Origin of the sequence: Vagococcus acidifermentans (assembly GCF_003987655.1) — a bacterium.
GTDB lineage: Bacteria > Bacillota > Bacilli > Lactobacillales > Vagococcaceae > Vagococcus_B > Vagococcus_B acidifermentans.
This window is the reverse complement of sequence record NZ_NGKC01000001.1, coordinates 33,165-58,128: the sequence shown is the minus strand read 5'-3', so window position 1 is coordinate 58,128 and position 24,964 is coordinate 33,165. Positions and strand designations below refer to the sequence as shown.

Sequence of the window (24,964 nt, the reverse complement as noted above, 5' to 3'; positions counted from 1 at the left end):
TCCTCCTTAAGTTCGAGAACCGTGCTGAGGTAAAACCCTCAACACAACCTCTTACTCTCTAATAAAACCAATATATTGACGTTTCAACAGCAATCCTTCCAACTGTTTGTTCGTTTCAAGGGCAACGCTGATAACAATCAACAAGCTCGTACCGCCAAGACCGATTGCCTTAGGCAAGTCCCAAACGTTTTGAGCAATAATCGGCAAGATAGCAACAAGTGCAAGAAAAACAGAACCGACTGTACTTAAACGAATCAACAGTTTCGATATGTACTCTTCCGTTCCTTTTCCTGGCCGCACGCTTGGAATATAGCTCCCTTGCTTCTGCAAATTCTCTGCCACTTTTTCAGGATTGACCTGAACAAACGCATAAAAGAATGTAAATGCAACAATCAGAGCTGTATACACAAGACCTCCGGTAATCGTGGAGTAATCCAGTACCTGTGACAGTACCTGAAACCATCCTTTAGTTGACTGTGTACCCGAAAATGCCTGTAAAATAGCATTCGGAGTCGCAAGGAACGAACCCGCAAAAATGACCGGAATAACACCAGCAGCATTCACCTTCAATGGCAAATAACTGCTCTGAGGAGCCCCGGCAACTCGTTTTGTATACTGTATCGGAATTTTACGTTCTGCTTGCTGCACGAACGTTGCGCCAATAACAACCACACAGATAGCAATAATCAGTATGGCGATGAAAATAATCGATTTCCACAAATCGCTGGAATCAATCCGGACAAAATAGTCCAAATATATTTCCTTGATTCCGCCTGGCAACTTGGCAATGATACCGGCAAAGATAATCATCGATACACCGTTGCCAATGCCTTTTTCAGTGATTTGTTCACCCATCCAAGTCACGATCATCGTTCCGGCAGTTAAAATCAGCCCAATTGTCAAATAGCTCGTCAAACTTTGATTTTTCAAAAATGACGCACTGCTGTATGCACTGATACCGGCAGTGATGGTAATCGACTGCACAAACCCGAGCACGAGAGTGATATAGCGCGTCGCCTGATTCAGCTTTCTGCGCCCGACCTCTCCCTGTTTCGACCATTCAACAAACTTTGGAACGATATCCATTTGAAGCAGCTGCACAATGATAGATGACGTGATGTAAGGCGAAACACCCATTGCAAACAATGAGAAGTTTTCCATCGCATTACCACTTACCGTATTCAGCATTGCGAATATCGTCAGTTCGTTCATCTCAATCAGAGCTTTTGCATCGACACCCGGAACAGTTATATGAGCTCCAATTCTAAACGCCAATAGAATGAACAGTGTAAAGAATATCTTTGAACGGATATTCTTTATCTTGAAAGCATCCCTTAACAGTTTAAACATTAGATCACCTCGACTGTTCCCCCAGCAGCTTCGATAGCTTCCTGAGCAGATTTGGAGAATTTCGCAGCTTTAACAGTCAATTTCTTAGTAATTTCCCCGTTAGCTAATACTTTAATTCCCGCTTTTTCATCTTTCACAATTCCTGCTTCAATCAATACTGTCGGAGTCACTTCAGTTCCTTCTTCAAAACGGTTCAATACATCTAAATTAATAACAGCGTATTCGCTGCGGTTCACGTTCGTGAAACCACGTTTTGGCAAACGACGGAACAATGGTGTTTGACCACCTTCAAATCCCAGTCTGACGCCACCACCTGAACGTGATTTTTGGCCTTTCTGTCCGCGGCCCGCTGTCTTTCCGTTACCAGAAGATGTTCCGCGACCCACACGGTTGCGTACGTGTCTTGATCCTTCTGCTGGTTGTAATTCATGAAGTTTCATAATTCGGCACCTCCTTAAAGTAGTTTCATCATACCTGTTTCGTTAGATTTCTTCAACGTCCACTAAATGTGAGACAGTGTTGATCATGCCTTTGATTGCGTCGTTTGACGGTTTAACCACACTGGAGTGCAGCTTTTTCAAGCCAAGAGCTTTCACTGTGTCACGCTGGTTTTGGGGACGTCCAATGACGCTACGCTTCAATGTAATCTTTAGTTCGCTCATTTTTAGTCCTCCTATCCGTTTAGTTCATCAACAGAGATGCCGCGTAAAGCCGCAACTTCTTCTGCACGTTTTAATCTGCTTAATCCTTCAACCGTTGCACGGATAACGTTGATCGGTGTGTTGGAACCTAATGACTTACTTGTAATATCAGCGATTCCTGCCAACTCCAAGACGGCACGAACCGGGCCGCCAGCTGCAACTCCCGAACCGGCAAGAGCTGGTTTCATCAGGATGCGTCCGCCACTGAATTGTCCGATAACTTCATGAGGGATTGTTGTGCCAACCATTGGTACTTCAATGATGTTCTTTTTAGCATTTTCGATTGCTTTGCGAATTGCTTCAGGTACTTCTTGTGCTTTACCCGTTCCGAATCCAACGTGACCGTTCTTATCACCAACAACTACTACTGCTGCAAAGCGCAGACGGCGTCCGCCTTTTACAACTTTAGATACGCGGTTGATAGCAACAACACGATCTTCTAACTCGAAATGTTTTGCATCTAAATTAGCCATGAATGGTGTTCCTCCCTTTCCTAAAATTCTAGTCCATTTTCACGAGCTGCTTCTGCCAGAGCCGCAACGCGTCCATGGTAAAGGTATCCACCACGGTCAAAGACTACTTGTTTAATACCTTTTTCGACAGCTTTTACGGCAACTGCTGCACCAACAGCTGACGCTTGTTCTTCTTTTGTTCCACCTGAAATGTCTTTATCTAAGGTAGAGGCACTTGCTAGCGTCACACCCGCTACGTCATCAATGATTTGAGCGTAGATGTTTTTATTAGAACGGAAAACGTTCAAGCGTGGGCACTCAGCAGTACCAGAGATTTTGCTGCGTACGCGCTGATGTCTTTTCTTGCGTACTTTATTTTTATCTGGTTTTGAAATCACAATTGTCACCTCTTATTTTTTAATTACTTACCTGTTTTACCTTCTTTACGTCTGACGTATTCACCAACATAGCGAATACCTTTTCCTTTATATGGCTCAGGAGGACGTACGCCGCGGATATTAGCCGCAAATTCGCCGACAACTTCTTTGTTGCTGCCTTTGACAATGATTTGTGTGTTTGATGGCACTTCAACAGTGATTCCTTCTGGTGTAGCGAATTCCACTGGGTGAGAATAGCCGACGTTCAACACAAGTTTTGCGCCTTGCAATTGTGCACGGTAACCGACACCAATCAATTCCAATGCCTTTTCAAAGCCTTCACTGACTCCGACAACCATGTTGTTGAGATTGGCACGCATTGTTCCGTGTAATGCGCGGTTTTCTTTTTCATCATTCGGACGAGCTAATGTCACTTCTGATTCAGAAATGTTCAACGTGATATTTGGTGAAAAAGCACGCGTTAACTCTCCTTTAGGTCCTTTTACAGTTATGTCATTTCCGTTTTGCGACACAGTCACACCTGCCGGAATAACAACTGGTTTATTTCCAATACGACTCACTCTGAGACACCTCCTTGTTAATCTTTTTTCTTACCAAACGTAAGCCAATACTTCGCCGCCGATATTGCGTTCTCTTGCTTCTTTATCTGTGACGACACCTTCTGAAGTGGATAGGATAGCAATTCCCAATCCGTTCAACACTTTCGGTACTTCATCAGCCTTCACATAAGCACGCAAACCAGGCTTTGAGATACGTTTCAAGTTAGTAATAACGCGCTCGTCGTTTTTACCGTATTTCAAAAATACTCGAATGACGCCTTGCTTGTCATCCTCAATGTATTCTACATCGCGTACGAATCCTTCACGTTGCAGGATTTTTGCGATATCAAGTTTGATTTTCGATGCAGGTACTTCCAAAGATTCGTGCTTCACGATGTTCGCGTTACGAATACGAGTTAGGAAATCTGCAATAGGATCTGTCATGACCATTGAGCTGTTTACCTCCTTCTTGCGAGTTTACTTTTTACCAGCTTGCTTTCTTCACGCCGGGAATTTGTCCTTTATAGGCAAGTTCGCGGAAGCAAATACGGCAAAGTTTAAATTTACGATAAACTGAATGTGGACGTCCACAGCGTTCGCAACGTGTGTAAGCTTGAGTTGAAAACTTTGCGGGACGTTTGTTTTTAGCAATCATTGATTTTTTAGCCACGTAGTTCGCCTCCTTTTTTTATTTTTGGAATGGCATGCCAAGTTGCGCCAGCAACTCACGTGCTTCTTCGTCTGTATTAGCCGTAGTAACAATCACAATATCCATTCCACGTACTTTATCGACCAAGTCATAATCAACCTCAGGGAAGATTAATTGTTCTTTAATACCTAAAGTGTAATTTCCGCGTCCGTCGAATGACTTTTTGCTGACGCCATGGAAGTCACGTACACGAGGTAAAGAGACAGAAACTAGTTTGTCTAAAAATTCGTACATTCTTTCGCCACGTAAAGTTACTTTACAGCCAATCGGCATGCCTTCACGCAAACGGAAGCCAGCGATTGATTTTTTAGCTTTTGTAATGATTGGCTTTTGACCGGAAACCAGTGCCAGTTCCTCTACAGCCTTATCAAGATTTTTGCTATTTGCAACTGCGTCACCTACACCCATGTTAATGACAATCTTTTCAACTTTAGGTGTCTGCATCACAGAAGTATAGTTAAATTTTTCCATTAGTGATGGAGTCACTTCTTTAAGAAATTTTTCTTTCAAGCGGTTCATTTAAATGCGTCCTCCTTCCTGAGTATTACTTATCTAAAACTTCACCAGTTTTTTTAGAAACGCGTACTTTTTTACCGTCTACCTCTTTATATCCTACACGTGTTGGTTCGCCGCTGTTTGGATCAATAAGCATCACATTGGAAACATGAATAGATGCCTCCATGTCAATGATGCCTCCTTGAGGAGCTGTTGCGCTAGGCTTTTGGTGTTTTTTCACCATGTTAACACCTTCAACAATCACGCGATCTTTTTTAGGAAATGCCTGAAGCACGATTCCTTCTTGACCTTTATCTTTTCCTGAGATAACTTTTACTTTATCGCCTTTTTTAACGAACATATTTGTTTCGCACCTCCTTTAGAAATAATATCCATTATAAAACTTCTGGTGCTAGTGAAATTATCTTCATGAAGTTATTTTCACGCAATTCGCGGGCAACCGGCCCGAAGATACGCGTGCCTCGCGGACTCTTGTCATCACGAATAATTACACATGCATTCTCATCAAATTTAATATATGAACCATCGGTACGGCGTGCACCTGATTTTGTACGAACGATGACTGCTTTTACAACGTCGCCTTTTTTGACAACTCCACCTGGTGTTGCTTGTTTAACCGTACAAACAATGACATCACCGATATTGGCTGTTTTACGACCAGATCCACCTAAAACTTTAATAGTTAAAACTTCACGTGCACCTGAGTTGTCGGCAACTTTCAAACGACTTTCTGTTTGGATCACTTTGTGTATCCTCCTTTCAGATTTTCTTGCTTCAATCTATAGGAAAATTTCGTTTTAAATGACTACTGCTTCTTCAACTACTTCTACAAGACGGAAACGCTTAGTAGCTGATAATGGACGAGTTTCCATAATTTTAACGATGTCTCCTGTTTTTGCTACATTGTTCTCATCATGTACTTTATATTTTTTAGAATACTTTACTCGTTTACCATACATTTTATGTGTTTTTCTTGTTTCAACAACCACGACGATTGTTTTGTCCATCTTATCGGACACAACACGGCCTTGGTAAACTTTACGTTGGTTTCTTGCTTCTTGAGTCATCTGATTAATGGCCTCCTTCCAATATTAGTTTGCTGCCTCTTGTTCACGCAAAACTGTTTTGATGCGTGCAATCGATTTACGTACTTCACTAATTCTTGCTGTATTTTCAAGTTGACCTGTTGCTAATTGAAAACGCAAGTTAAACAGTTCTTCTTTGTATTCTTTTTCTTTAGCAAGCATTTCAGTAGTGGTTAATTCTCTGATTTCCTTAACCTTCATTCGATTCACCACCCATTTCTTCACGTTTAACTATTTTAGTCTTAACAGGCAATTTATGGGATGCAAGTCTTAACGCTTCGCGTGCCACTTCTTCTGGGACACCGGCAATCTCAAACATGATCTTACCGCGTTTCACAGGTGCCACCCAGCCTTCAGGAGCCCCTTTACCTGAACCCATCCGCACGCCAATCGCTTTGGATGTGTATGATTTATGAGGGAAAATTTTAATCCATACTTTCCCACCACGTTTCATATAACGAGTCATCGCAATACGGGCAGCTTCGATTTGGCGGTTGGTAATCCATTGGGATTCAACAGCTTGCAAGCCGTATTCACCAAAAGCTACTTCCTTGCCGCCTTTTGCTTCACCGCGCATTTTTCCTCTAAACTCACGACGGTATTTCACACGTTTAGGTACTAACATGATTATTTCCCTCCTTTCTCAGTGTTTTTCTTTTCTGGAAGAATCTCTCCACGATAAATCCACACTTTAACTCCTAGTTTTCCGTATGTTGTATCTGCTTCTTCCCAAGCATAGTCAATATCCGCACGCAATGTATGCAATGGAACTGTTCCTTCAGAATAACCTTCTGAACGAGCAATATCCGCACCATTTAAACGGCCTGATACTAATGTTTTGATTCCTTGAGCGCCTGCTCTCATTGTGCGTTGAATCGCTTGTTTCTGCGCACGACGGAACGCCACCCGGTTTTCAAGCTGACGTGCAATGCCTTCGCCAACCAGTTTTGCATCTAGATCCGGCTTTTTGATTTCAACAATGTTGATGTGTACTCTCTTGCCGGTAATTTTATTTAGTTCTTTTCTCAAGCTTTCAACTTCTGAACCGCCTTTACCGATAACCATACCGGGTTTAGCTGTATGAATTGAAATGTTCACGCGGTTTGCCGCACGTTCAATTTCAACAGTTGACACAGAAGCGTCAGCTAATTTAGTCGCAATGTACTTACGAATTTTCAAGTCTTCGTGCAGGTAGTCCGCATACTCTTTTTCAGCGTACCACTTTGCATCCCAGTCACGGATAATGCCTACACGCATTCCAATTGGATGTACTTTTTGACCCACTAGTTAGTCCCTCCTTATTTCTCTGATACAACTACTGTAATGTGGCTTGTACGTTTGTTGATTGGTGATGCAGAGCCTTTTGCACGCGGACGGAAACGTTTCATCGTTGGTCCTTCGTTGACAAAAGCTTCTGATACTACCAAATCTTCAACATCTAAGTCATAGTTGTTTTCTGCATTTGCAATAGCAGACATCAATACTTTTTCAATTAATCCAGCTGCTTTATTAGGAGAAAATTTCAAAATGGAAACAGCTTCTCCAACGCTTTTACCTCTGATTAGATCGATAACAAGACGTGCCTTACGAGGTGAAGTGCGAACAGTTTTAGCAGTTGCTTTTGCTGAAGTAATTCTTTCTGACATGTTCTATTCCTCCCCTCAAAATTAGCGTTTAGTTCTCTTATCATCGCCGGCATGACCGCGATAAGTTCTTGTAGGGACAAACTCACCTAGTTTATGTCCTACCATATCTTCTTGAATGTAAACCGGAACATGCTTTCTGCCATCATAAACGGCAATTGTATACCCTACGAAACTAGGAAAAATTGTCGAACGGCGAGACCAAGTTTTAATCACTTTTTTCTTTTCAAGATCTTTTTGTGCATCGACTTTCTTCATTAGATGATCGTCTGCGAAAGGTCCTTTCTTTAAACTACGACCCATGGTAAACCTCCTCTCAAAATGTGCGGCAACCAGTTAGTTGCCAACTGTTTACTTAGTTTTGCGACGACGAACGATAAATTTATCTGATTTTGCTCTCTTGCTACGAGTTTTATAACCAAGTGCAGGTTGTCCCCATGGACTAACTGGTGCTGGACGTCCGATTGGTGCTTTACCTTCACCACCACCATGCGGGTGATCGTTAGGGTTCATCACGCTACCGCGAACTGTCGGACGTTTGCCCAACCAGCGGTTACGACCGGCTTTACCAATATTGACCAGCTCATGCTGCTCGTTACCAACTGTACCAACTGTTGCACGACAAGTACCAAGAATCATTCTGACCTCGCCTGAGTTCAGACGAACCAGTACATACTTGCCTTCTTTACCAAGAACCTGCGCATTTGTTCCGGCAGAGCGGATCAGCTGACCGCCTTTGCCTGGTTTCAATTCGATATTATGAATGAACGTACCGACAGGAATGTTTTCCAGCGGTAATGCGTTACCGACTTTAATATCTGCATCCGGACCGGAAACAACTTGCGTACCTACCACTAGTCCTTTCGGAGCAATGATATAAGTTTTCACACCGTCTGCATAATGCAGCAAAGCGATGTTTGCAGATCTGTTTGGATCGTACTCGATAGTTTTAACTGTTGCAGCAATATTATCTTTATTACGCTTGAAATCAATCAAACGGTATTTGCGTTTATGTCCACCCGCTTGATGACGCACAGTAATTTTACCTTGGTTATTGCGTCCAGCGTTTTTCTTCTGTGACTGCAACAACGTTTTTTCAGGTGTAGATGTTGTGATTTCTGCAAAATCCAGACCTGTCATGTTACGGCGTCCGTTTGTGGTAGGTTTATACTTTTTAATCGCCACGTATTTTCCCTCCTACATTAATAGTTTACTGATTACTCAGCATCAAAAATTTCGATTTCTTTTGAGTCTTCTGTCAACGTCACAATTGCTTTACGACGTTTGTTTGTGTATCCTGCATGTTTGCCCATGCGTTTGAATTTAGGTTTCACGTTCATGATGTTGACTTGTTTCACTTTCACATCAAAAACAGCTTCCACGGCTTGCTTAACCAATGTTTTGTTTGCACGCAAGTCTACTTCAAACGTGTACTTTTTATCATCCATAGCAGAAACAGATTCTTCTGTTATGACCGGGCGCTTAATTACATCTAGTAATTCCATTATGCAAGCACCTCCTCTACCTTAGCCAGAGCAGCTTGAGTCATTAGTAATTTATCACAAGCAACCACATCAAGAACGCTCACGTTGTCTGCTTCAACAATAGACACATTTGGCAAGTTGCGTCCTGATAAAGCAGCAAAGTCATTGTCGCTTTCCAGTACAACCAGTACTTTTGTATCGATGTTCAAGTTGTTTAATACTTGTTTGAATTCTTTTGTTTTCGGTGCATCGAAAGCCAACGCATCCACTACAACCAAATTATTTTCAGCAACTTTCTCTGAAAAAACAGATTTGATTGCCAAACGACGAACTTTTTTAGGAAGTTTGTAGCTGTATGAACGTGGTGTAGGACCAAATACGATGCCTCCTCCACGCCATTGTGGTGAGCGGATAGATCCTTGACGCGCACGACCAGTACCTTTTTGGCGCCATGGTTTACGGCCGCCGCCGCGAACAGCGCTGCGGTTCTTAACAGCATGAGTGCCTTGGCGTAATGAGGCGCGCTGCATGATGATTGCATCATACACAACACTTTCATTTGGCTCAATGCCAAAAATTTCTTCATTTAATGTTACTTCACCAGTTTGAGTTCCATCTTGTTTAAATAATGCTACAGATGTCATTCCTTAGTTCCTCCTCTCCCACAATTATTTAGCAGCCTTAACAGCTGTTTTTATTTCCAGTAATGATTTTTTAGCGCCAGGCACATTGCCTTTAACTAAAATCACATTCTTTTCTGCATCAACTTTTACAATTTCCAGATTTTGGATTGTCACACGATCGCCGCCCATGCGTCCGGCTAATTTCTTGCCCTTCAGCACACGGTTTGGATCGACTGGTCCCATTGACCCTGGACGACGGTGGTAACGGGAACCATGAGTCATTGGTCCGCGGGATTGTCCGTGGCGCTTGATAACACCTTGGAATCCTTTACCCTTAGTTGTACCAGTTACATCAACGATGTCACCTGCTTGGAATACATCCACTTTAATTTCTTGTCCTACTTCGTAATCTCCCAGCTCAACATCCTTGAATTCTCTAATGAAGCGCTTAGGAGTCGTATTTGCTTTTGCAACATGACCTTTAGCAGGTTTGTTTGACAAGATTTCACGCATTTCCTGATACCCCAGCTGTACAGCTTCGTAGCCGTCTGTGTCCATTGCTTTCAACTGCAAGACAACGTTTGGCGTTGCTTCAATTACAGTCACAGGTATCAATTCGCCATTATCAGTAAAAATCTGAGTCATACCTACTTTTTTTCCTAAGATTCCTTTGGTCATGAGTACACCTCCATCATCTTTTTTTATAATTTAATTTCAATATTAACACCGCTTGGCAAGTCCAGCTTCATTAAAGCATCAACTGTCTTTGGTGTTGGGCTCACAATATCAATTAAACGCTTGTGAGTACGCATTTCGAATTGTTCGCGTGAATCTTTGTACTTGTGAGTTGCGCGGATAACAGTATAAACCGAACGGTCTGTTGGCAACGGAATAGGTCCGGATACACCTGCACCTGTTCTTTTTGCTGTTTCTACGATCTTTTCTGCCGACTGATCTAACACACGATGTTCATACGCCTTTAAACGGATACGAATTTTTTGTTTTGCCATTATTTTCCCTCCTTCGCCTATTTTAAAAGTAGACATAGCTCCACGAAAATTTTCGACGGCCAGCCATGGCAATGCTTCCTGGCGTGTCGTAACCTCTCGCTTCATCGCCGTTCATCTCCATGCCATAATGCTCCCACCTAGTGAGCAGCACCTTTAAAAGTATACTAAAAAAAAAGCTTGATAGCAAGCTTTTTTACCTATTTTTTGTGATTTTTTTCTACTCGTACTCTATTCCCATATTTGTCATCGCCTGCTCAACTAACGCAAGCTTGTCAAGAAGCCGCTCTTTATCGCTGCTTTCAGGTAGAGCTTTGATAGCATCTCTGGCCGCTAAATACTGTTCCATCGTAAAACCACTGATAACAGTACCATCCTCGACTATTTCATTGGTGCGTTCTTCTGCTTGTATCACAACATCTGAACTTTCTCCGACTGTCAAATCAGCAGCCGTAAAAGATGTGAACGACCGCTAAATAGCCTGTTTGTAGAACCAGCACTTACAGGCGACACGTTCACTGAAGATAATGAACTAAAATCAGGTGTGTGTGATAAACAGATTGTGGAGTTGGCGGCTCAGATTAACCGTGCTGCCGGTAAGGATAAGTTTCATACGCATATTTTGACCTATTTGTCATCTTTTACGGCTGCTGACCACTGCTCTATTTTAGATATGTTGACAAGCAGCTCTTCAACTATCGAAATTTTTTCTTGGCTGATGTCTTCTGATAGAAACTCCCTTTGAGTATTCAAATGAAGCGACGCAATTTTCCCTCGCGTTATTTAAGCATATATTAGTCTACAACAGGATTGACTTTTTAACAAATCAAAACCTTCCGCCGTAGCTTTTCTAAAAGACTGTTGCTCTCACGAATGGGAGTACCTTGCGAATAAAACCGTAATTGTATTTTTTTAAGAAAAAAACAACTTTATGTGTATTATGCAAAAAAGAGTCGGACCTAGAGAGTCCGGCTCTTTTCAAAAACATTATTAGCCAACGATTTCAGTAACAACGCCTGATCCAACAGTACGTCCACCTTCACGGATTGAGAAACGAGTTCCGTCTTCAATAGCGATTGGGTGAATCAATTCAACATCCATTGTTACGTTATCGCCAGGCATAACCATTTCAGTGCCTTCTGGCAACTGGATAACACCTGTTACGTCAGTTGTACGGAAGTAGAACTGTGGGCGGTAGTTAGAGAAGAATGGTGTATGGCGTCCGCCTTCTTCTTTAGACAATACGTAAACTTCTGCTTTAAATTTTGTATGAGGTGTGATACTGCCTGGCTTAGCCAAAACTTGTCCACGCTCGATATCGTCACGTGACACACCACGCAGCAATGCACCGATGTTGTCGCCAGCTTCAGCGTAGTCTAACAACTTACGGAACATTTCAACACCTGTAACAGTTGTTTTAGCAATGTCTTCTGCAATACCAACGATTTCAACTTCGTCACCAACACGAACTTGTCCACGTTCAACACGGCCAGTAGCAACCGTACCACGACCAGTGATAGAGAATACGTCCTCAACTGGCATCATGAATGGTTTGTCAGTATCACGTTCTGGTGTTGGGATATACTCGTCAACAGCAGCCATCAATTCAAGAATTTTTTCTTCATAAGCAGGGTCGCCTTCAAGAGCTTTCAAAGCTGAACCAGCGATTACAGGAGTGTCATCGCCTGGGAAGTCATATTCTGACAACAGGTCGCGAACTTCCATTTCAACCAATTCAAGTAACTCTTCGTCGTCTACCATATCCATTTTGTTCAAGAAAACAACGATGTATGGTACACCAACGTTACGTGACAACAGGATGTGCTCACGTGTTTGTGGCATTGGGCCATCAGCAGCAGATACTACCAAGATAGCTCCGTCCATTTGAGCCGCACCAGTGATCATGTTTTTAACGTAGTCCGCGTGTCCTGGGCAGTCAACGTGTGCATAGTGGCGAGTTTCTGTTTCATACTCGATATGAGATGTGTTGATTGTGATTCCACGCTCTTTTTCTTCAGGAGCGTTGTCAATCTCAGCATATCCGCGAGCTTCACCGCCGCCGTGTTTAGCTAATACAGTTGCAATAGCAGCTGTTAATGTTGTTTTACCATGGTCAACGTGTCCAATTGTACCAATGTTAACATGGGCTTTGGAACGATCAAATTTTTCTTTTGCCATTTTTAGTTATTCCTCCTAAAATAATGTCTTTATAGTTTATTGATTAGAGACGCTTCTTAAGCAACCCCACAATCCTACTATCATTTTACATGAAGTTCATTTAAAGTCAAAGCTTTATATTCACCAATTAATTAGCTGAACCGCCATGCTTTTTAATGATATCTTCTTGGATAGATTTCGGTACATCTTCATAATGGTCAAACGTCATAGTGAAGACACCGCGACCTTGAGTAGCAGAACGCAAAGTAGTAGCGTAACCAAACATTTCAGCCAGCGGAACCATTGCTTTCACAACTTGGGAATTTCCTCTTGCTTCCATACCTTCAACTCTACCGCGACGTGCTGTCACGTGTCCCATGATGTCGCCGAGGTATTCCTCAGGGACAACGACTTCGATTGCCATAACCGGCTCCAAGATAACAGGGTTTGCTTTCTTGGCTGCTGCACGCAATGCCATGGATGCAGCCACGCGGAACGCTGTTTCACTTGAGTCCACATCGTGGTATGAACCGTCGTAAAGTTTCGCTTTAATGTCAACCAGCGGATAGCCAGCAAGCACACCATTTTCCATTGAATCTTTCAAACCAGCTTCAACGGCCGGAATGTATTCACGAGGAACGACACCGCCGACAATGGCATTTTCAAATGCAAAACCTGCACCTTCTTCATTCGGTGTGAATTCAATCCAAACATGTCCGTATTGACCTTTACCACCGGACTGACGTACAAACTTACCTTCTGCTTGTGTCACAGGGGCTCTAAATGTTTCACGGTAAGAAACTTGAGGCGCACCGACGTTGGCTTCTACCTTAAATTCACGACGCATACGGTCAACCAAAACATCCAAGTGCAATTCGCCCATTCCGGCAATGATCGTCTCGCCAGTTTCCTGGTTGGAAGACGCACGGAAAGTAGGGTCCTCTTCAGATAGTTTTTGCAGGGCAATCCCCATCTTGTCTTGGTCAGCTTTAGACTTAGGTTCAATCGCAACTTCGATAACCGGCTCCGGAAACTCCATGGATTCAAGAATAACCATATTCTTTTCATCACACAATGTGTCACCAGTTGAGGTATCTTTCAAACCAACAGCCGCCGCGATGTCACCAGCGTATACTTCGCTGATTTCCTGACGGGAGTTAGCATGCATTTGAAGGATACGTCCTACACGTTCACGTTTGCCTTTAGAAGCATTTCTTACATAAGAACCAGATGACAGAACACCTGAATAAACACGGAAGAAAGTCAGACGACCAACAAACGGGTCAGTCATTACTTTAAATGCCAACGCAGAGAATGGCGCGTCATCGGAAGACTCGCGAACCACTTCTTCATCTGTATCAGGATCAATCCCTTTGATTGGCGGGATATCTGTTGGTGCCGGCAAGTAATCCAGAACACCGTCCAGCATCAGCTGAACACCTTTGTTTTTAAAGGCCGAACCGCAGAATACCGGGTAAAATTCAACAGCCAACGTTGCTTTACGAATACCTGCAATCAGTTCTTCCTCAGTGATTTCTTCACCTTCAAGATACTTCATTGTCAAGTCTTCATCTGTTTCAGCAACTGCTTCAATCAGCTTTTCACGCCATTCTTCAGCAAGCTCCTGATATTCCGCCGGGATATCTTCTTCGCGGATATCTGTACCAAGATCGTTTGTATAGATCTCAGCTTTCATTTTGATTAAGTCGATGATACCAGTAAAGTTGTCTTCTGCACCGATCGGCAATTGCACTGGATGTGCATTGGCTTGCAGACGGTCATGAAGTGTGCTTACTGAATATAGGAAGTCAGCACCGATTTTATCCATTTTATTGATGAATACAATACGAGGCACACCGTACGTTGTCGCCTGGCGCCAAACTGTTTCAGTCTGAGGCTCAACACCTGACTGTGCATCCAGAACTGTGACCGCACCATCCAAAACACGCAGCGACCGTTCAACTTCAACTGTGAAGTCCACGTGTCCCGGTGTGTCAATGATGTTTACGCGGTAACCTTTCCATTGGGCTGTTGTCGCAGCAGAAGTGATGGTAATACCACGCTCTTGCTCTTGCTCCATCCAGTCCATCTGAGAAGCACCATCATGAGTTTCGCCAATTTTATGGATTTTACCAGTATAGTACAAAATACGTTCAGTCGTAGTTGTCTTACCGGCATCAATATGGGCCATAATCCCGATATTTCGAGTTTTTTCCAAAGAAAATTCTCTTGCCATCTTTTGTGTTTCTCCTCTCTTTTCAATCTACAGCTATTTTTAAATAGAACACGTTTAAATTTTTCAAAAACAAAGAGGATTTTACCAACGATAATGAGCGAACGCTCTGTTAGCATCGGCCATTTTATGTGTGTCTTCGCGTTTTTTAACAGATGAACCAGTGTTGTTAGCTGCATCCATGATTTCTTTAGCCAGACGCTGTTCCATTGTATGTTCACCGCGTAAACGGGCATAATTAACAATCCAGCGCAGTCCTAATGTCGAACGGCGCTCAGGACGCACCTCAACTGGTACTTGGTAGTTAGAGCCACCCACACGGCGGGCTTTAACTTCAAGGACAGGCATAACGTTTTCCATTGCTTGTTCAAACACTTCCAACGGGTCATTGCCTGTGCTTTCTTTAATTATGTTAAATGCATCGTAAATGATGCTTGATGCGATACCGCGTTTTCCGTCAACCATCACACGGTTGATCAAACGAGTCACTAATTTAGAGTTATAAATTGGATCTGGTAAAACATCACGTTTTGCTACAGGGCCTTTTCGAGGCATACGTAACTCCTCCTTTCAAACATTGTCAGTTTATCTTCAAATCAGGTTATTTTTTAGGTTTCTTCGTACCGTATTTAGAACGGCTTTGTTTGCGGTCTGTGACACCCGCAGTATCCAGCGCGCCACGAACGATATGGTAGCGTACCCCCGGCAAGTCTTTGACACGACCCCCGCGAATCAGAACAACACTGTGCTCTTGCAGGTTATGTCCAATACCCGGGATATAGGCTGTTACCTCGATCAAGTTAGACAAACGAACACGGGCATATTTACGCAAAGCCGAGTTCGGCTTTTTCGGTGTCATAGTACCCACACGTGTACAAACACCACGTTTTTGCGGAGAATTTACATCCGTTTGTGATTTTTTGAAACTATTATACGTTTTTCCCAAAGCAGGAGAGTTCGATTTAGTTTCTTTTGATTTACGAGATTTACGCACCAATTGGTTAATTGTAGGCATTGATAGTTTCCTCCTTCCTGATTCACTGTCTAGTTCCACACATCCAGGTGGTTCTTTTCTTTTGACAAAAAATAATGCAAAGATATACATTGCATCTATCTATCTTAATATGCTCTTAGAACAGTCAGCACGTCTCAAAGAGACCTGTACGCAAGCACCGTTGAAATCATATCACAATCTGATTTCAGCTGTCAACTACTTTTACCTATCTTTTTGCAAGAAAATCATGGTTTTAACTATCTTTTTCCCATTTTTTTGCTTACAATTATTAGTGAACGAAACAATAGCAACGGAGGCGCAAAATGAACTTGAAACAAATGGTCGGCATTGAAGCGGCAAACTATGTAACTGACGGCATGATTGTCGGTTTGGGTACAGGATCTACAGCGTTTTATATGGTAGAAGAAATTGGACGAAGAGTGAACGAGGAGAAGTTGAGCATCACCGGTGTTACCACATCCAAACGGACCGAAGAACATGCCCAAGCGCTCGGTATCCCGTTAAAAAGTATCGATGACGTGACACATGTGGACCTCACGATCGACGGCGCGGATGAAATATCCCGAGACTTTCAAGGGATCAAAGGCGGCGGTGCGGCATTGCTGTTCGAAAAAGTCGTGGCTACCTATTCCCAAAAAAATATTTGGATAGTTGATGAAAGCAAACTGGTGACCAACCTCGGAAAATTTCCTCTGCCAGTTGAAGTTATTCCCTACGGCAGCCGCCAGCTGTTCCGCTTATTTGAAGAAAAAAATCTGCACCCGGCTTTCCGTAAGCTGGCTGACGGCAGCTTGCTCTTAACAGACAGCAGCAACTACATCATCGATTTGCATCTCGGCAACATCGAGCAGCCGAAAAAACTGGCTGCGTGGCTGGACAGCCTGACTGGTGTGGTAGAGCACGGACTGTTTTTAGACATCGCTGACAAAGTGATTGTCGGTACAGCTGAAGGTGTAAAAACAATGAATGTCACAAGATAACGCAAGAAAGGATGAAACCAAATGACAAAACTCGTATTTGTCCGTCACGGTCTTAGCGAATGGAATGCACTCAATCTGTTTACTGGATGGGTTGATGTAGACTTGAGCGAACAAGGTGTAAAAGAAGCAAAAGAAGCAGGAAGAAAAATCAAAGCAGCAGACATTCAATTCGACTTGGCATTCACCTCTGTTTTGAAGCGGGCCATCAAAACATGTCACTTTGTACTTGAAGAATCGGATCAGCTTTGGGTACCAGAAATCAAATCATGGCGATTGAATGAACGCCATTACGGTGCGCTTCAAGGACTGAACAAAAAAGAAACAGCCGATAAATACGGTGCAGATCAAGTACAGCTTTGGCGCAGGTCTTACGATACTCTGCCGCCTGCTTTACCGGCATCCGACCCGAACTCGGCTGTCCATGAAGCAAAATATGCCCACTTGGATAAACGCGTCATTCCCGAAGGCGAAAACTTAAAAGTAACTTTGGAGCGGGTTTTGCCGTTTTGGAATGATCAGATTGCCCCAGCTGTTCTTGATGGAAAAACAGTTCTTATCGCGGCACACGGTAATTCGCTGAGGTCATTGGCCAAACACTTGGAAAACATTTCTGACGATGACATCATGGGACTAGAAATTCCAACTGGCCAGCCGCTCGTTTACGAATTAAACGAAGATTTGACCGTTGCGCAAAAATACTATCTTTAAATTGAATAAAAACCGGCTTTCCCAGACATAGGTAAGCCGGTTTTTAGTTAAGCGTCATGAATAGTTTCAAAATTTAGCGCAGCGCCAAGCAAATTTGCATCATTTGCATATTCGCACGTTTTGATGTCCGGCAAAATGCTGCCGATTGTCTGCTCTTCCAGCAGATTGGCCAGTCGTTCTTTCAAAATATCAGCCAAATCCCGCCGTGCGGATATTCCGCCTCCGATAATGACCAGCTCAGGATCAATTGACACCTGAATGTTGAACAAACTATTTGCCAGCTGCTGGTACATGTTATCCAGCAGTTTTTGAGCCAGCTCGTCACCTGATTCTGCCAGCGCAAATAGCTGTTTCCCGTCAATTGTTGTGTCTTGTTCACGGGAGTAGGCTGCTGCTGCTTTGACTGCTGTTCCGGTCAAACTCAACGTTTGCGAACTGCTGCTTTTCAACAAACCGAATTCACCGGCAAACAAGTGCGCGCCTTTATACAGTTTTCTGTTGATAAAAACAGCTCCGCCGACACCTGTACCGATAACTAAAAACACGACATTGTCCGCATCTCTGCCCGCTCCCATCTCAACTTCGCAAATGCCGGCACAGTTGGCGTCATTTTCAATCGTCACCGGCACCCCAAGTGTCTGTTCCAAATCGTCAAAAATCGGAATGCCATGAATGTAAGGGACAGCACTGATGCCGTCGATTCTACGAGCCGCAACATTGACAGCACCAGGCGCGCTCAACGCGGCACCTTCAATGCCATCGCCAAATGAAGCTATCACTTGTGTCATGCGGTCCTTCATCTCATCGTATGTTTCCGGGGTCGTGAATTTATCCTGATGCGACAGCGTGCCATCTTCCCATAACCCATATTTGACAGCTGAACCGCCGATATCAAATACTGCTAATTTCATCCTTTTCTCTCCTATTTCAGTGTGCAACCCGCACTTATTCTGCAATCAATGTTTCCAGTCCGACAATCATCATCTCATCAAATGTTGTCTGGCGTTCTTCGGCAGTCGTTTCTTCGCCGGTGACAAGATGGTCGCTAACCGTCATCAGTGCCAGTGCCTGTACACCGTACTTGGCGCCTAAATAGTATAAAACAGCTGCTTCCATTTCAACTGCCAGCACGCCGTGTTCTCCTAAACGGAACGTGTCAGTCAAGTCATCTTTATAAAAGACATCATCAGAGAGGACATTGCCCACGTGGACCGTAAAGCCCTGTTCTTTGGCAATGTTAAATGCCTTATACAACAAATCAAAATCTGCTATTTGCGGAAAATCGTGTTTTGGAAAATCATGGCGGATGATCGCCGAATTGGTCGCTGCAGCTTGTGCCAGTACCAAGTCACGTACGTGCACATCTGATTTAATGCCCCCGCACGTTCCCACACGAATCAGTTTTTTTACGCCATACTCGCGAATCAATTCATTGGCGTAAATGGCAGCAGAAGGCATCCCCATACCTGTGCCCTGAACAGAAACGCGCTGTCCTTTATATGTCCCGGTAAATCCCAGCATGCCCCGGACTTCATTGTAACATTGCGGATTTTCCAGAAATGTTTCTGCTATATATTTCGCACGCAGCGGGTCGCCCGGCAGTAAAATTTTATCCGCGACTTCCCCAGACTTTGCACCAATATGCACACTCACAATACAACAGCTCCTTATAATTTTTCTAGTGTTTTCTTAATTAATTTCTTAAAATCTGCTTTAACCCGTTCCGTGGTTTCCACCACTTCAGCATGATTCAAGTTAGCCTGCATGCCCGCCGCCAAATTCGTCACACAAGTGATGCCCAGCACATTCATTCCCTGATGTTTTGCCACAATCACTTCCGGTACCGTCGACATTCCTACTGCATCAGCGCCCATCGCTCGGGCCATTCTGATTTCTGCCGGCGTTTCATACGTCGGTCCGGCAAATCCCATATAGACGCCCTCTTTTAAAACAATGCCCAGCTCTGCCGCCGTTTCTTTAGCCAGCGTGCCATATTCCCGACTATAAGCCTCTGACATATCAGGAAACCGAGGGCCTAGCAGGTCGTCGTTAGGACCAATCAGCGGGTTAGTGCCTGTAAAATTAATATGGTCGGTAATCAGCATCAAATCTCCCGGCAAGAAACTCTCATTGACACCGCCTGCCGCATTGGTCACAATGAGCGACATCGCCCCCAATGCTTTCATCACTCGAACAGGGAACGTCACGACACTCATGGCGTGCCCTTCATAAAAGTGAAATCTGCCTTGCATCGCAAGTACTTTTTTACCAGACAACTCACCGTAAACTAGCTGGCCGGCATGGCCAACCACTGTCGATACAGGAAAGTGAGGCAGCTGGTCATAAGGAATAATTAGCGGGTTGCGGATATCATCCGCCAGCTCACCCAGTCCTGACCCGAGAATCAGGCCGAAATCCACTTCGCCAACGCCGAGATTTTTCATGTACGTGACTGTTTCTTGAACATTTGTTTTCATATCGCTCATCTCATCATCTCCCTACTTCAAGTATTGCAAAAAGCTTTGTCCGTTACCGGTGCCGGATACATTGAAGTTCTCGGCAATCGTTGCGGCAATGTCAGAAAAATGACCTTGCGGCAGCTGACCGTGTCCTGTCATTTTTTTGCTGAATGCCATCAGCGGCACAAACTCGCGTGTATGGTCAGTTCCTTTAAATGTCGGGTCGTTGCCATGGTCGGCCGTGATCAGCAGCAAGTCATCATCACTCATCGCATCAATGATTTCCGGCAGACGCGCATCAAAGTCCGCCAATGCCTGTGCATAGCCTTCCGGATTACGGCGATGGCCGTACACCGCATCAAAATCGACTAGATTCGTAAAGCTGAGTCCGTGGAACTCTTGGCCGATTTCAGCAATCAGCTTATCAACGCCGTCCATATTTGATGTTGTACGAACAGATTTAGTGATGCCTTGACCATTAAAAATATCATTTATTTTGCCGACAGCCACAACCTCTTTTCCTGCCGCTTTCAAGGAATCCAGCACTGTTTCTCCAAATGGATTCAACGCGTAGTCATGACGGTTAGCAGTCCGGGTGAATGCTCCCGGCTCTCCTATATACGGTCTTGCGATAATCCGACCGATCATATAAGGATCATCTTTAGTGACCTCACGGGCATATTCACAAATCCGATACAGCTCAGCCAACGGAATAATTTCTTCATGGGCAGCAATTTGCAGTACAGGGTCGGCAGATGTGTAAATAATCAAATCACCAGTCTTCATTTGTTCTTCCCCGAAATCTTCGATTACTTGCGTGCCGCTATAAGGCTTATTGGCTCCCATGATAATGCCCCGGCCGGAAAAATCGCTGATTTTATCCAACAGCTCTTGAGGAAAGCCTTCCGGGAACACTCTAAACGGTGTCTGGATGTTCAATCCGGCAATTTCCCAGTGACCTGTCATCGTGTCTTTTCCGACAGAAACTTCCTGAAGTTTTGTAGCGTAACCCTGATGATCAGTCACAGCTTCAACACCTGTCAGCGGAGCGATGGTGCCTAATCCAAGATTTTCCATATGCGGCACCGTCAAACCGGCTGTTTCAGCGATATGGCCTAATGTATCACTGCCTTCATCACCGAATGCAGCCGCGTCAGGCGCTTCGCCGATACCTACTGAATCAAGGACAATTAAATGAATTCGTTTGAACATGTTCGTACCCTCTTTCATCTTAAATGCGAATGAACGTGCCAAAGCAAGCCGCTCTGGCACGTTTTTATTTATTTAGACTTCACGTATGTACGACCGTTGGCTTTCGGTCCCTTCGACTGTCCAATGAAAACCACCAGGACAATAATCGTCAGCACATAAGGCGCTGTTTGCAGGAAAACTGGCGGAAGCCCTTTGAGGAAATCAATTTGACCACTGATGATTGCCAAGCTTTGGGATAGCCCAAAGAAAACCGCAGCCCCCATCACACCGATTGGATTCCACTTTCCAAAAATCATTGCCGCCATCGAGATAAACCCTTGACCTGCAATCGTTGAAACTGAAAACTGGCCGGAAATCGCCTGAACAACAACCGCACCGCCCATTCCGCCAAGAAAACCGGAAGTCAGCACACCGGCATATTTCATCAAATAAACATTGATTCCCAATGTATCGGCTGCCTGGGGATTTTCGCCCACAGAGCGCAGCCGCAAGCCGAACTTGGTTTTAAATATGACGAAATAAGCAATGAGTGCAACAATAATAGCAACATAGGCCGGAGCAGATGTATTTGTAAAAAATATCTCGCCGATTACCGGTATGTCTTTCAGAATAGGAAAACTCGTTTTTCCGAACCGTTGACGAATAATTTCAGTCTGACCTTTGCCGTCAAACAGCTGTTTCGTTAAAAATACGGTTAAACCGGGAGCCATCAAATTAATGACCGTACCGCTGACGATATGGTCTGCACGCAGATTAATCGTTGCAACCGCATGGACAACGGAGAAAAGCAGACCGATTAAGCCGCCAAACAGCATCGCAACCCAAGGTGTCCATTGGCCGAACATCTCCACAGTATACAAGTTGAAAACCGCAGCACTGAAAGCTCCTATCGTCATGATGCCTTCCAAACCGACGTTTACCACACCGCTTCTTTCGGAAAAAGTACCGCCCAAAGCAGTGAAGATCAAAGGAGCAGAATAAACCAGGGCTGAGGATACAACAATCGCTAATGTTCCTATCATAGTTATGCTTCTCCTTTCTTCACACGCTTCATGACAGCTTTATCCATGATGAAACGAATGGCAAAGCTGATGCCGACGAAAAAGATGATGGAAGCAACAACTATTTCAACAATTTCATTTGGAATACCGACACTCGGCATTTTCAACCCGCCTACTTTTAACACTCCAAACAGCAGGGCAGATAGTAAAATGCCTATCGGGTTGCCGCCGCCCAGCAGCGACACTGCCATCCCGTCAAAACCGATAGCTGGCGCCGAGTCTAAAATAAACAAGTTTTCAAAAGTCCCCAGACCTTCCACCACGCCGCCTAAACCAGCGAGCGCACCAGAAATCAGCATTGCCAAAACAATATTCTTTTTCGCACTCATCCCTGCATATTCTGAAGCAAACGGGTTCAGCCCAACAGACCGCAACTCAAATCCGGTTGTTGTCTTCCTCATTAGTACCCAGACAAAAATAATCATAATGAGCGCCAAAAAAATACCGGCATTCAGTCTAGAACCGCCTGAGATATCTGTCAGAAAAGATAGTCGCAACGAGGCATTTTCACTAATTCTTGGCGTCGCATCATTTTTATCCGTAAAGACATTTCTGACCAAATAGTTGCTGATATGCAAAATGGTATAATTAAGCATAATCGTGACGATGACTTCACTGGTGCCGAACTGTGCTCTCAGAAAACCGGCAATGCCTGCCCATAACGCTCCGGCAGCAGCTCCGGCAATCACACATAACGGTACCAGCAAAAAGCGCGGCAAATCGGGAAAACTCATAGCAACAGCGATTGAGGCAATCCAGCCGCACAATGCCTGACCGGCTAAACCGATATTAAAAAAGCCGGCTGTATTAGCAATCGAAAACCCTAACCCTGTTAAAATCAGAGGGGTCGCCAGACGAACAACTTCTCCGACGTTATACGTGCGTCCAAATGCTCCTTGGAGCAGCGCCCGATAGCCTTCAACCGGACTATAACCCGAGATCAGCATAATCACTGCACCTAACAGCAAGCCGGCAACAACTGAAACCACAGGTACCGCCAAATTTTTAATCGTTGTATTCCGATTATTCATGTGCGCCAACTCCTTCCTGTTTTTCAGCATTGCTCAGCTCCGAGCGGGCATCTTCCAGCGACACACCAGCCATCAGCAGACCCAACTCCTGCTCATTCGTCTCTTTGGGGTCAACAATTCCGACGATTTTCCCGTGGAACATCACAGCAATCCGATCTGATACGTTAAAAATTTCATCCAATTCAAAGCTGACGCACAGAACACCTTTGCCATTGTCGCGCTGTTCAATCAAACGTTTGTGGATGTATTCGATGGCACCGACATCCAGTCCGCGCGTCGGCTGGGAAACAATCAGCAAATCCGGGTTACGGTCGATTTCGCGTGCAATAATTGCTTTTTGCTGATTCCCCCCTGATAAGGAACCAGCAGGAATCGTCTCGCTTGGTGTACGCACATCAAACTCTTCAATCAGCTGTCGCGCATGGCTGTTTATGACTGAATAGTTAAGAAATCCGTGTTTACTGATCGGTTCCTTGTAATATGTCTGAATCGCCATGTTTTCGGCCACAGTCAGCGGCAGCACCAGTCCATACTTATGCCGGTCTTCCGGCACATGGCCAGTACTATTTTCAGTAATGGTACGGGGGCGTTTGTTGGTCATATCCACCCCATTTATTTCGACTGTGCCGCTTTCGACTTTCCGCATACCGGTAATCGCCTGCAGCAATTCACTCTGGCCATTCCCGTCAATACCGGCGATCCCCAGTATTTCGCCTGCCCTCACCTCTAAACTCAAGCCTTTCACTGCTTCAAGTCCGCGGTTTTCTTTCACCACTAAATCTGTGACCTTCAGCACCGGCTTAGTCGGATGAGCCGGACCCTTCGGCGTCTTGAAAGACACCGAACGGCCAACCATCAAATCTGCCAGCTCCTGTGACGTTACCTCTGCCACATCGACTGTGGCGATACTTTTCCCTCTGCGGATAACGGTACAGCGGTCAGCAACAGATTTTATCTCATCCAATTTGTGTGTAATAATAATAATCGATTTTCCTTCAGCAACCAGCTCATGCATGATGTCAATCAACTCTTCAATCTCTTGTGGTGTCAAAACAGCAGTCGGTTCATCAAAAATCAGCAAATCTGCCCCTCTGTACAATGTTTTGATGATCTCCACACGCTGCTGCATACCGACAGAGATATCGCTGACCAGCGAATCTGGTTCAATTTTAAACCCATATCTATCCGAAACAGCTTTGATTTCTTCATAAGCCTTTTTATAATCAATGACGCCAGTGTTGGTAGGTTCACTGCCAAGGATAATATTTTCGGCGATGGTAAAATTGTCAATTAGCATAAAATGCTGATGGACCATTCCAATCCCCAACTGATTAGCAACGGTCGGGTTGGTAATAGTTACTTCTTTCCCGCGTATGCGGATGGTTCCGGATGTCGGCTCCAGTAATCCAGACAAAATATTCATCAAAGTGGATTTGCCTGCACCATTTTCTCCCAGCAGTGCGTGAATCTCACCTTTTTTAACGTTTAAATTAATATTGTCATTAGCTTTAAATGTGCCGAACGCCTTCGTGATATTCTCCATTTCAATCACATAATGCGAGTCACTCACGTCATTCACTCCTAACTATTCCGGCTAAATA

The 24,964-nt window shown here is 44.2% G+C and carries 37 protein-coding genes; 3 read left to right on the top strand and 34 right to left on the bottom strand.

The genetic code is table 11. The annotated features are described in order from the left end of the window. Nucleotides 1-51: 51 nt before the first annotated feature. The 27 genes from secY to rpsL form a co-directional block, all read right to left on the bottom strand. Nucleotides 52-1,350, bottom strand: a complete 1,299-nt coding sequence (secY, locus tag CBF27_RS00350) for a preprotein translocase subunit SecY (RefSeq protein WP_126811191.1) — start codon at nt 1,348-1,350, stop codon at nt 52-54. Next, nucleotides 1,350-1,790, bottom strand: a complete 441-nt coding sequence (gene rplO, locus CBF27_RS00345; protein ID WP_126811187.1) for a 50S ribosomal protein L15 — start codon at nt 1,788-1,790, stop codon at nt 1,350-1,352. The genes secY and rplO overlap by 1 nt, the downstream gene beginning before the upstream one ends. Nucleotides 1,791-1,832: 42 nt before the next feature. Beyond that, nucleotides 1,833-2,012 (bottom strand): 50S ribosomal protein L30, encoded by a 180-nt coding sequence (rpmD, locus tag CBF27_RS00340; protein WP_126811184.1) that lies wholly within the window; start codon nt 2,010-2,012, stop codon nt 1,833-1,835. Nucleotides 2,013-2,023: 11 nt separating this feature from the next. Next, entirely contained in the window at nt 2,024-2,524 is a 501-nt protein-coding gene (gene rpsE / locus CBF27_RS00335) for a 30S ribosomal protein S5 (protein ID WP_126811181.1), read from the bottom strand. 20 nt (nt 2,525-2,544) lie between these two features. Further along, nucleotides 2,545-2,901: a 50S ribosomal protein L18 gene (gene rplR / locus CBF27_RS00330; RefSeq protein ID WP_126811178.1), complete on the bottom strand. Its 357-nt coding sequence runs from the start codon at nt 2,899-2,901 to the stop codon at nt 2,545-2,547. Between the two features lie 23 nt (nt 2,902-2,924). Further along, nucleotides 2,925-3,461 (bottom strand): 50S ribosomal protein L6, encoded by a 537-nt coding sequence (rplF, locus tag CBF27_RS00325; RefSeq protein ID WP_126811175.1) that lies wholly within the window; start codon nt 3,459-3,461, stop codon nt 2,925-2,927. A gap of 30 nt (nt 3,462-3,491) precedes the next feature. After that, a complete protein-coding gene (gene rpsH, locus CBF27_RS00320; RefSeq protein WP_126811172.1) occupies nt 3,492-3,890 on the bottom strand; it encodes a 30S ribosomal protein S8 in 399 nt (132 codons plus the stop codon). A 34-nt stretch (nt 3,891-3,924) separates the two neighbouring features. Continuing rightward, entirely contained in the window at nt 3,925-4,110 is a 186-nt protein-coding gene (locus tag CBF27_RS00315) for a type Z 30S ribosomal protein S14 (protein ID WP_010052071.1), read from the bottom strand. Between the two features lie 18 nt (nt 4,111-4,128). Then, entirely contained in the window at nt 4,129-4,668 is a 540-nt protein-coding gene (rplE, locus tag CBF27_RS00310; RefSeq protein ID WP_126811169.1) for a 50S ribosomal protein L5, read from the bottom strand. A 25-nt stretch (nt 4,669-4,693) separates the two neighbouring features. Further along, complete coding sequence (rplX, locus tag CBF27_RS00305) at nt 4,694-5,005, bottom strand: 50S ribosomal protein L24 (protein ID WP_126811166.1); 312 nt, start codon at nt 5,003-5,005, stop codon at nt 4,694-4,696. Nucleotides 5,006-5,039: 34 nt separating this feature from the next. Next, nucleotides 5,040-5,408: a 50S ribosomal protein L14 gene (gene rplN / locus CBF27_RS00300; RefSeq protein WP_126811163.1), complete on the bottom strand. Its 369-nt coding sequence runs from the start codon at nt 5,406-5,408 to the stop codon at nt 5,040-5,042. Nucleotides 5,409-5,462: 54 nt separating this feature from the next. Then, nucleotides 5,463-5,732: a 30S ribosomal protein S17 gene (gene rpsQ, locus CBF27_RS00295; protein WP_126811160.1), complete on the bottom strand. Its 270-nt coding sequence runs from the start codon at nt 5,730-5,732 to the stop codon at nt 5,463-5,465. A gap of 24 nt (nt 5,733-5,756) precedes the next feature. Then, on the bottom strand, nt 5,757-5,951 hold the full coding sequence (gene rpmC / locus CBF27_RS00290; RefSeq protein ID WP_126811158.1) for a 50S ribosomal protein L29: 195 nt from the start codon (nt 5,949-5,951) through the stop codon (nt 5,757-5,759). Then, complete coding sequence (gene rplP / locus CBF27_RS00285) at nt 5,941-6,375, bottom strand: 50S ribosomal protein L16 (RefSeq protein WP_126811155.1); 435 nt, start codon at nt 6,373-6,375, stop codon at nt 5,941-5,943. The genes rpmC and rplP overlap by 11 nt, the downstream gene beginning before the upstream one ends. 2 nt (nt 6,376-6,377) lie before the next feature. Then, the gene (rpsC, locus tag CBF27_RS00280; protein ID WP_126811152.1) at nt 6,378-7,034 is read right to left on the bottom strand and encodes a 30S ribosomal protein S3; all 657 of its coding nucleotides are present in this window, start codon (nt 7,032-7,034) and stop codon (nt 6,378-6,380) included. A gap of 14 nt (nt 7,035-7,048) precedes the next feature. Beyond that, nucleotides 7,049-7,396 (bottom strand): 50S ribosomal protein L22, encoded by a 348-nt coding sequence (gene rplV, locus CBF27_RS00275; protein ID WP_126811149.1) that lies wholly within the window; start codon nt 7,394-7,396, stop codon nt 7,049-7,051. Between the two features lie 21 nt (nt 7,397-7,417). After that, entirely contained in the window at nt 7,418-7,696 is a 279-nt protein-coding gene (gene rpsS, locus CBF27_RS00270) for a 30S ribosomal protein S19 (RefSeq protein ID WP_126811146.1), read from the bottom strand. Between the two features lie 48 nt (nt 7,697-7,744). After that, nucleotides 7,745-8,578 carry a 50S ribosomal protein L2 gene (gene rplB, locus CBF27_RS00265; protein ID WP_126811143.1) on the bottom strand — a complete coding sequence of 278 codons (834 nt, stop codon included), beginning with the start codon at nt 8,576-8,578 and terminating at the stop codon, nt 7,745-7,747. A 32-nt stretch (nt 8,579-8,610) separates the two neighbouring features. After that, nucleotides 8,611-8,898 (bottom strand): 50S ribosomal protein L23, encoded by a 288-nt coding sequence (gene rplW, locus CBF27_RS00260; protein ID WP_126811140.1) that lies wholly within the window; start codon nt 8,896-8,898, stop codon nt 8,611-8,613. Then, nucleotides 8,898-9,521 (bottom strand): 50S ribosomal protein L4, encoded by a 624-nt coding sequence (gene rplD, locus CBF27_RS00255; RefSeq protein ID WP_126811137.1) that lies wholly within the window; start codon nt 9,519-9,521, stop codon nt 8,898-8,900. The genes rplW and rplD overlap by 1 nt, the downstream gene beginning before the upstream one ends. Nucleotides 9,522-9,545: 24 nt before the next feature. Continuing rightward, entirely contained in the window at nt 9,546-10,178 is a 633-nt protein-coding gene (gene rplC / locus CBF27_RS00250; protein WP_126811134.1) for a 50S ribosomal protein L3, read from the bottom strand. Nucleotides 10,179-10,201: 23 nt separating this feature from the next. After that, the gene (gene rpsJ, locus CBF27_RS00245; protein WP_126811916.1) at nt 10,202-10,510 is read right to left on the bottom strand and encodes a 30S ribosomal protein S10; all 309 of its coding nucleotides are present in this window, start codon (nt 10,508-10,510) and stop codon (nt 10,202-10,204) included. 217 nt (nt 10,511-10,727) lie between these two features. Beyond that, nucleotides 10,728-10,949 (bottom strand): hypothetical protein, encoded by a 222-nt coding sequence (locus tag CBF27_RS00240; RefSeq protein ID WP_126811131.1) that lies wholly within the window; start codon nt 10,947-10,949, stop codon nt 10,728-10,730. A gap of 548 nt (nt 10,950-11,497) precedes the next feature. Beyond that, nucleotides 11,498-12,685 (bottom strand): elongation factor Tu, encoded by a 1,188-nt coding sequence (gene tuf, locus CBF27_RS00235; RefSeq protein WP_126811128.1) that lies wholly within the window; start codon nt 12,683-12,685, stop codon nt 11,498-11,500. 127 nt (nt 12,686-12,812) lie between these two features. Next, a complete protein-coding gene (gene fusA, locus CBF27_RS00230; RefSeq protein WP_126811125.1) occupies nt 12,813-14,900 on the bottom strand; it encodes an elongation factor G in 2,088 nt (695 codons plus the stop codon). 81 nt (nt 14,901-14,981) lie between these two features. Then, nucleotides 14,982-15,452, bottom strand: a complete 471-nt coding sequence (rpsG, locus tag CBF27_RS00225) for a 30S ribosomal protein S7 (protein WP_126811121.1) — start codon at nt 15,450-15,452, stop codon at nt 14,982-14,984. A 46-nt stretch (nt 15,453-15,498) separates the two neighbouring features. Further along, nucleotides 15,499-15,912 carry a 30S ribosomal protein S12 gene (gene rpsL, locus CBF27_RS00220; RefSeq protein WP_126811117.1) on the bottom strand — a complete coding sequence of 138 codons (414 nt, stop codon included), beginning with the start codon at nt 15,910-15,912 and terminating at the stop codon, nt 15,499-15,501. On the opposite strand from rpsL, the gene CBF27_RS14065 reads away from it, so the two are divergent. From CBF27_RS14065 to gpmA, 3 genes are read left to right on the top strand one after another with little or no spacing between them, the layout of a single operon-like run. Continuing rightward, a complete protein-coding gene (locus CBF27_RS14065) occupies nt 15,818-16,243 on the top strand; it encodes a hypothetical protein (protein ID WP_170174949.1) in 426 nt (141 codons plus the stop codon). The genes rpsL and CBF27_RS14065 overlap by 95 nt on opposite strands. Beyond that, complete coding sequence (gene rpiA, locus CBF27_RS00215; RefSeq protein ID WP_126811112.1) at nt 16,215-16,892, top strand: ribose-5-phosphate isomerase RpiA; 678 nt, start codon at nt 16,215-16,217, stop codon at nt 16,890-16,892. Before CBF27_RS14065 ends, rpiA begins: the two co-directional genes overlap by 29 nt. A gap of 21 nt (nt 16,893-16,913) precedes the next feature. Continuing rightward, nucleotides 16,914-17,600 carry a 2,3-diphosphoglycerate-dependent phosphoglycerate mutase gene (gene gpmA, locus CBF27_RS00210; RefSeq protein ID WP_126811108.1) on the top strand — a complete coding sequence of 229 codons (687 nt, stop codon included), beginning with the start codon at nt 16,914-16,916 and terminating at the stop codon, nt 17,598-17,600. A 47-nt stretch (nt 17,601-17,647) separates the two neighbouring features. Here gpmA and CBF27_RS00205 read toward each other — a convergent pair whose 3' ends face one another. The 7 genes from CBF27_RS00205 to CBF27_RS00175 form a co-directional block, all read right to left on the bottom strand. Then, nucleotides 17,648-18,511, bottom strand: a complete 864-nt coding sequence (locus CBF27_RS00205; protein ID WP_126811105.1) for an ROK family protein — start codon at nt 18,509-18,511, stop codon at nt 17,648-17,650. A 34-nt stretch (nt 18,512-18,545) separates the two neighbouring features. Next, a complete protein-coding gene (deoD, locus tag CBF27_RS00200; protein WP_126811102.1) occupies nt 18,546-19,253 on the bottom strand; it encodes a purine-nucleoside phosphorylase in 708 nt (235 codons plus the stop codon). A 14-nt stretch (nt 19,254-19,267) separates the two neighbouring features. Next, on the bottom strand, nt 19,268-20,086 hold the full coding sequence (locus CBF27_RS00195) for a purine-nucleoside phosphorylase (RefSeq protein WP_126811098.1): 819 nt from the start codon (nt 20,084-20,086) through the stop codon (nt 19,268-19,270). A 12-nt stretch (nt 20,087-20,098) separates the two neighbouring features. Continuing rightward, nucleotides 20,099-21,271: a phosphopentomutase gene (gene deoB / locus CBF27_RS00190; RefSeq protein WP_126811095.1), complete on the bottom strand. Its 1,173-nt coding sequence runs from the start codon at nt 21,269-21,271 to the stop codon at nt 20,099-20,101. A 68-nt stretch (nt 21,272-21,339) separates the two neighbouring features. Then, nucleotides 21,340-22,293 (bottom strand): ABC transporter permease, encoded by a 954-nt coding sequence (locus tag CBF27_RS00185; protein ID WP_126811092.1) that lies wholly within the window; start codon nt 22,291-22,293, stop codon nt 21,340-21,342. A 2-nt stretch (nt 22,294-22,295) separates the two neighbouring features. Continuing rightward, nucleotides 22,296-23,363 carry an ABC transporter permease gene (locus CBF27_RS00180; protein ID WP_126811089.1) on the bottom strand — a complete coding sequence of 356 codons (1,068 nt, stop codon included), beginning with the start codon at nt 23,361-23,363 and terminating at the stop codon, nt 22,296-22,298. Then, a complete protein-coding gene (locus CBF27_RS00175; protein WP_425469909.1) occupies nt 23,356-24,933 on the bottom strand; it encodes an ABC transporter ATP-binding protein in 1,578 nt (525 codons plus the stop codon). Before CBF27_RS00175 ends, CBF27_RS00180 begins: the two co-directional genes overlap by 8 nt. Nucleotides 24,934-24,964 lie beyond the last annotated feature (31 nt).